Here is a 6,485-nt window from a genome sequence, read left to right on the forward strand (position 1 = left end):
GCGCGCGCGCGCGGGCGGCGCGCGCGGCGGGGCGGGCCCGCGCCGCGCCCGCCCCCCCCCCCCCCCCCCGCCCCCCCCCCCCCCCCCCCCGGCCGCCCCCCCCCCCCCTTCTGTGCGCTTCTGGTGAAGGCTCAGCCCTTTGCTCAGCCCTTCGGTCAGCCCTTCGGGGAGAGCTCACCCATCGCGGACCAGCTGCTGCCCGGGATCTCGGTGTGGATGATCTCCGGGGTCGCGGCGATCAGCTCGGACATCGTCTCCATGGCGGTCTTGAAGTGGTCGGACCCGACGTGCACCGCGCCCGCCTCCTGCGAGGCGAAGCCCTCCAGGAGGACGAACTGGTTGGGGTCGTCGACGCTGCGGGACCAGTCGTAGAAGAGGTTGCCCTCCTCCGCGCGCGTGGCCGCGGTGAACGCGGCGGTCCGCTCCAGCCAGCTGTCGCTGTACTCGGGGCGGACGGTGAACTTGACGGCAATAAAAATCATGCGTCCATTTTGCACCGTCTCGCCCGGCGCCCGCGCCGCTACGCCTTCGGAGCCACCTTGCTCAGGCCGTTGATGATGCGGTCCATCGCGTCGCCGCCCGTCGGGTCGGTCAGGTTGGCCAGCATCTTCAGCGTGAACTTCATCAGCATCGGGTGCGTCAGGCCGCGCTGCGTCGCGATCTTCATGACCTTCGGGTTGCCGATGAGCTTCACGAAGGCGCGGCCGAGGGAGTAGTAGCCGCCGTAGGTGTCCTTGAGGACCTTCGGGTAGCGCTGCAGTGCCAACTCCCGCTGGGCGGGCGTCTGACGGGCCTGGGCCTGGACGATCACGTCTGCGGCGATCTGTCCTGATTCCATGGCGTACGCGATGCCCTCGCCGTTGAACGGGTTCACCATGCCGCCCGCGTCGCCGACCAGAAGCAGGCCCTTGGTGTAGTGCGGCTGGCGGTTGAAGGCCATCGGCAGCGCGGCGCCGCGGATCGGCATCGTCATGTTGTCCGGGGTGTAGCCCCAGTCCTCCGGCATCGAGGCGCACCAGGCCTTCAACACCTCGCGCCAGTCGAGCTCCTTGAAGGCGGCCGACGAGTCGAGGATGCCGAGCCCGACGTTCGACGTGCCGTCGCCCATGCCGAAGATCCAGCCGTAGCCGGGAAGCAGCCGGTCCTGCGCGCCGCGGCGGTCCCACAGCTCAAGCCAGGACTCCAGGTAGTCGTCGTCGTGGCGCGGCGAGGTGAAGTACGTACGGACGGCGACGCCCATCGGACGGTCGTCGCGGCGGTGCAGCCCCATCGCGAGGGAGAGCCGCGTCGAGTTGCCGTCGGCGGCGACCACAAGCGGCGCGTGGAAGGTGACCGGGGTCTTCTCCTCGCCGAGCTTGGCGTGCACGCCGGTGATGCGGCCGGTGCGGTCGTCGACGATGGGGGCGCCGACGTTGCAGCGCTCGTGCAGGCGCGCGCCCGCCTTCTGGGCCTGCCGGGCGAGCTGCTCGTCGAAGTCGTCGCGCTTACGGACCAGGCCGTAGTTCGGGTAGGAGGCGAGTTCCGGCCAATCGAGCTGGAGCCGAACGCCGCCGCCGATGATGCGGAGGCCCTTGTTCCGCAGCCAGCCCGCCTCTTCGGAGATGTCGATCCCCATGGAGACGAGCTGTTTGGTGGCGCGCGGCGTCAGACCGTCGCCGCAGACCTTTTCCCTTGGGAACGCCGTCTTCTCAAGAAGGAGTACGTCGAGGCCGGCCTTCGCCAAGTAGTAGGCCGTCGTGGAGCCGGCTGGCCCGGCCCCGACGACGATCACATCTGCGGTGTGTTCGGTGAGGGGCTGGGGCTCGGTCACGGCGGGTTCTCCCCAAGGCTCGAAATCTGTGTGCCGGCGGGCACGGGATATGGGCAGTCTATGCAGCGGTACTGATCCACCAGCCGAAGGGCCACCCGTGACAAAGCAGGCACCGCCGCACCAGACCCTGCCCGCCGTACAGCTGCGCGTCCCCACCGACGAGGACGCCTTCGTCTGGCACCGGCTGTTCGACGACCCGGACGTCATGGAGTTCCACGGCGGCGTGTCGGCCGAGATGTCCGTGTACGAGGAGCTGACGGCCCGGCAGCGCAGACACGACGCCGAACTGGGCTTCTGCTTCTGGACGTTGCTCGACGCGGACGGCGAGCCGATCGGCTTCACGGGGGCGCAGCCGTGGCCCCACGACTGGGGCCCCAAGGGCAGGATCGAGATCGGCTGGCGGCTGGCGCGCTCCGCTTGGGGGAAGGGGTACGCCACCGCTGCCGCGAGGGAGAGCCTTGAGCGGGTTCGCGCCGCGGGCATACCGGATGTGGTGGCGATGGTGGATACCCGTAACGAGCGGTCCGTGGCGGTCGCACGCCGCCTCGGCATGCGCCTTGAAGAGACATTCACGCTTCCGGGGGGCCAACGGCAGGGCCATCGCTTCGGTCTCGTTCTCTGATACGGCACCATTTGGGCTGAGCGCGCAGTTCCCCGCGCCCCTTCGGGGCGCTTACCCTTCCGGTACCGCCCGGGGGGTGACATCCGTGACGAACACGCCCAGTACTGCCGAAGTGCGCGTGCCGCGGCTGGTCGGGCTCATGGCCGTCGACGCGCGCGAGTCGGCCGCGCGGCACGGCGTGCTGCTCGTGGCTCCGGACCTCCCGGACTTCCGGCTCGCCGTCACCGACTACGTGGTGCGGCAGTACCCGCCCCCCGGCACGTGGATCCCGCGCGACGCCGTCGTCACCGTCTGGTTCGAACTCGGGCCCGGCGAGGGCGACGGCGGCGCGGGGGTCCGTGAACCGCGCCGCCCCGCCCCGCCGGACGGCGGACTGCTCCGGGAGCTGGACGAGCCGGGCCGCGTCAGCCGTTGATCCGCCAGTGCTCCAGCGCGATGCGGTGGATCTTCTCGCCCTCGCCCGCGGGCCAGAAGTCCGCGCGCCAGGAGAGCTGGATGGCGTACTCGGTGCCGTTGTCCGCGACGTAACTCTGGTTCAGCGCGTGGATCTCGCGGCCAGACGTGTCGGTGTAGGTGTACTCCCAGATGGCGCCGCCGCGGCCCTGGAAGGTGTTCGGCTCAAGGCGGATCCGCTCGTAGTCCGACTTCTCCGGGTCCTTCTTGGCGTCCTTCTCGATCGTCGTGAAGTTCTCGTACGAGGTGTACGTGGCGTTCGGCACTACGCCGATCAGGAACTCCTCACGCCCTGTCGACCCGGCGTACACGATCTGCCCAGGACGGTCCTCACCCTGCCGGGACCACCCCTCGGGGACGGCGAACTCGAAGCCGCTGACGTCGCTGACGAGTTCCGACCCCGCGGGCACCTGGCCGCCGGAGGTCTCGTCGTCGTCCACGGCGTCGGGGGTAGCGGTCGGCTCGACCGTGGGGGTGGGCGTGGCCGAGGGGGACGGCGATCCGTCGGGCTGCTCGGTGCGGCTGACGGCGGGCTTGTCGTCCTTGCCCACGTTGTCGCCCTTGTCGTCGCCGTTGCTCTGCCAGAGCAGGACACCGGCCGCGGCGCCGCCCCCGACGAGGAAGGCGGCGGCAAGGGTGCCGACCCAGAGGCCGGCGCGGCTGCGGGGCTTGGGGGGCTGCTGGCCGAGGTGGAAGGTGTGGGGGTCGTATACGGGGGGTGCGGCTGCGGGTACGGGTACGGGTACGGAGGATGCGGCTGCTGCCGGTACGGGTGATGCGTTCGGTACAGGTGATGCGGCCGGTGCGGGGGATGTGGCCGGAGGTGCAGTCGGGGATCCGGCCGGAGGTGCAGTCGGGGATCCGGCCGGAGGTGCAGCCGGAGATCCGGCCGGAGGTGCAGCAGCAGATGCCGCCGCGGCGGCATCCGGCGCAACCCCCGCCCCCAGAGCGCCAGTTCCCGCAGGGCCGGCCGCCGGCATCGGCGGGACCGGCGGGACCGGCGCCGGGACACCCCCCGTCCGCTGGCCCAGGATCTGCAGCAGGAACGGCGCGACGAACGCCGCCGCGGACACCCAGAGCAGCCCGAACAGCAGCGCGTCCGGCACGCTCACGCCCGCCTCGAAGCTGCCGTTGCCCGAGCCGCTCATGCCGCCGCCGAACTCCGACGACGCGCTCCCGGTCGCCTCGACGCCGACGCCACCGACCCCGGCGAGCAGCAGGACGAGACCGAAGAAGACTCCGGCGGCGAGCAGTTGCTCACCCCGGTGCGCGGAGCGGCGCGCGGCGAGGACGCCGAGGGTCAGCGCGCAGACAAGCCCGAGCGCCAACGCGCCCACGACGGCCCAGGAGTTGGTGACATCACCCAGCTCGGAGAGGCCGAACGACTCCTTCTCGAAGCCCCCGCCGAACCCCGAACTGCTGCTCTGCACCGACGCGTCGAGCGGCGCCCCCCAGCCGAGACCGAGGAGCGCGACCCCGAGGTTCGGAAGGACGAGCAGGGCGATGACCAGCGGCGACACATCGGCGTCGTCGAGGTCCATGGCGCCGGCCAGGTCGTCGATCTGGGTGAGGCTGATGAACGCGACGACCGAGCAGAGCACGAGCACGACGGCGAGCGCGCGCAACGCGGTGCCGGTGGCGCGGAACAGCGCCTGCCAGGCGGGGCGTTGGGCGAGCCACTGGCCCAAGTCGGCACGGTGCAGCACACCGCAGGAGACGGCGAGCGCGAGGACGAGCGCGCCGAGCGCGGCGAGCACGGGCGACGAGGAGATCTCGACGCCCTCGATCTCGGGCTGCGCGAAGAGACCGAGCACTAGGATCCCGCCGGTCACCAACAGCGTGACCCGCAGGGCCGCTTCAAGCCCCGCGGTGCCGCCGCCTCCGTGGCCCCCGCCGCGTAGGAGAACACGACTGCGCAGGATGCGTACGCCGATGTAGAGGGCCCCGATCCACAGCGCGGTCGCGGTCAGCGGGATCAAATGCAGCGTGGCGCTGCCGTCGAACGCGAGGTCCCCGCCGGAACTCCCGCCCCCGAACATCGTCTTCTGCCGCTCGCCGCCCGAGATCTCGAAACCGCCGCCGACCGCCTGGAGCAGCAGCGCGAGCGCGATCCGCATCCGGGTGCCGAACCCGACGAGGACGTCATCCCCGTCGTCCCCCTGCCCGTAGGAGGGAAGGGCCAGCGCCACAGCCGCGATCAGCACAAGGCCCACCGGCCACAAGGCGGCCTGCGCGGCCCCGGCCCAGTCCCCACGAAACGCCCGCCCCAGGAAGGCACCCACCGGCGACGGCGGTGCGGGGACGTACGCGGGCGCGGGCGGAGGCGGGGGCGGGGGCGGTGAGAGGGGCGCGGCAGGGACCGCCGGTTCCGCGTCGGCAGCAGCCTCGTCGCCGCTGGGCTCAACCCCTGTGGGTACGCCCAACTCGGCCTCAGGCGGCACGTCGGGCCCCGCGTCCACGGACGTGTCCCGCACCCGCTCCCGCCCGCACTTCATGCAGAAGCGAGCCTCATCAGGAATGGAAGACCCGCATTGGGGACATTGCGGCGACGCCATGGGAACGCTCCGTCATTGGGGAGATGACCAGAAGGACCGACTCGTACCCACCGAGCTCGCAGCGCCCGAGGCGGTTCGGCAGAGTCGTATCAACGGACACATCTTGCCCGGTGGCCGGTTCCCGTCAACTCCCGTTCAGGAAGCCCCCGGAGCTACGCCTTGAACCCCCGGTGCAGCGCCACCACGCCACCGGTCAGATTCCGCCACGCCACCTTCGACCAGCCCGCGCCCCGCAGCCGCGCGGCCAGCTCCGGCTGTTCGGGCCAGGAGCGGATGGACTCCGCGAGATAGACGTACGCGTCGGGATTGGACGACACCGCGCGCGCCACCGGCGGCAGCGCCCGCATCAGATACTCCTCGTAGACCGTGCGGAACGGCGCCCACGTGGCGTGCGAGAACTCGCAGATGACGACCCGGCCGCCGGGCTTCGTCACGCGGTACATCTCGCGCAGCGCCTGGTCCGTCTCCTGGACGTTGCGCAGCCCGAAGGAGATCGTGACGGCGTCGAACGTGTCGTCCTTGAACGGCAGCTTCGTCGCGTCGCCCGCGGTGAACGGCATCCAGGGGTGGCGCCCCTTGCCGACCTGCAGCATGCCGAGCGAGAAATCGCAGGGCACGACGTACGCGCCCGCTCGGGCGAACGGCTGGGACGACGTCGCCGTGCCCGCGGCGAGGTCGAGGATCTTCTGCGCGGGGCGCGCGTCGACCGCCTTCGCGACCTCCTTGCGCCAGAGCCGGGCCTGGCCCAGCGACAGCACGTCGTTCGTGAGGTCGTACCGTTCCGCCACGTCGTCGAACATCGAGGCGACTTCGTGCGGCTGCTTGTCCAGGGAGGCGCGGGTCACCCGGCCTATTGTGTCAGGCCGGTCTTCTTCCCTGGCGGGCGCGTCCCCGTCTGCCGTGTCGCGGTGTTTGTTGCGGGTGCGGGTTTGTTGTGGCTGATCGCGCCCACGCGGCGGAGCCGCAAATGTCGCAGCCCCGGGGGGGCGGGGCGGGGCCGCCCCCCGCGCCCGGGGGGTTATTGACTCATCGTCCAACCACCACC

At 71.3% G+C, this 6,485-nt stretch carries 6 protein-coding genes; 2 read left to right on the forward strand and 4 right to left on the reverse strand.

Features of this window, described 5'->3' with window-relative positions:
- Window positions 1-155: 155 nt before the first annotated feature.
- Both ACFWY6_RS12095 and ACFWY6_RS12100 read right to left on the reverse strand, forming a co-directional pair.
- Window positions 156-482 carry a putative quinol monooxygenase gene (locus ACFWY6_RS12095; protein ID WP_384688124.1) on the reverse strand — a complete coding sequence of 109 codons (327 nt, stop codon included), beginning with the start codon at window positions 480-482 and terminating at the stop codon, window positions 156-158.
- A gap of 38 nt (window positions 483-520) precedes the next feature.
- Window positions 521-1,810, reverse strand: coding sequence for a geranylgeranyl reductase family protein (locus tag ACFWY6_RS12100; protein WP_266863372.1), 1,290 nt, complete (start codon window positions 1,808-1,810; stop codon window positions 521-523).
- A 97-nt stretch (window positions 1,811-1,907) separates the two neighbouring features.
- Between ACFWY6_RS12100 and ACFWY6_RS12105 the strand changes: the two genes are divergently transcribed.
- Both ACFWY6_RS12105 and ACFWY6_RS12110 read left to right on the forward strand, forming a co-directional pair.
- The gene (locus tag ACFWY6_RS12105; RefSeq protein ID WP_384688128.1) at window positions 1,908-2,432 is read left to right on the forward strand and encodes a GNAT family N-acetyltransferase; all 525 of its coding nucleotides are present in this window, start codon (window positions 1,908-1,910) and stop codon (window positions 2,430-2,432) included.
- 85 nt (window positions 2,433-2,517) lie between these two features.
- On the forward strand, window positions 2,518-2,847 hold the full coding sequence (locus tag ACFWY6_RS12110; protein ID WP_384688130.1) for a PASTA domain-containing protein: 330 nt from the start codon (window positions 2,518-2,520) through the stop codon (window positions 2,845-2,847).
- On the opposite strand, the gene ACFWY6_RS12115 is transcribed toward ACFWY6_RS12110, so the two are convergent.
- Together ACFWY6_RS12115 and ACFWY6_RS12120 are read right to left on the reverse strand one after the other, a co-directional pair.
- Entirely contained in the window at window positions 2,837-5,440 is a 2,604-nt protein-coding gene (locus ACFWY6_RS12115; protein WP_384688132.1) for a zinc ribbon domain-containing protein, read from the reverse strand. The genes ACFWY6_RS12110 and ACFWY6_RS12115 overlap by 11 nt on opposite strands.
- Before the next feature lie 152 nt (window positions 5,441-5,592).
- Entirely contained in the window at window positions 5,593-6,285 is a 693-nt protein-coding gene (locus tag ACFWY6_RS12120) for a demethylmenaquinone methyltransferase (protein ID WP_384688134.1), read from the reverse strand.
- Window positions 6,286-6,485: the final 200 nt, after the last annotated feature.

It is taken from the genome of Streptomyces sp. NPDC059037 (assembly GCF_042740015.1).
GTDB lineage: Bacteria > Actinomycetota > Actinomycetes > Streptomycetales > Streptomycetaceae > Streptomyces.

Coding starts and splice junctions, on each gene's coding strand:
- ACFWY6_RS12095 (WP_384688124.1), bottom strand. CDS start 482: ATGATTTTTATTGCCGTCAAGTTCACCGTCCGCCCCGAGTACAGCGAC.
- ACFWY6_RS12115 (WP_384688132.1), bottom strand. CDS start 5,440: ATGGCGTCGCCGCAATGTCCCCAATGCGGGTCTTCCATTCCTGATGAG.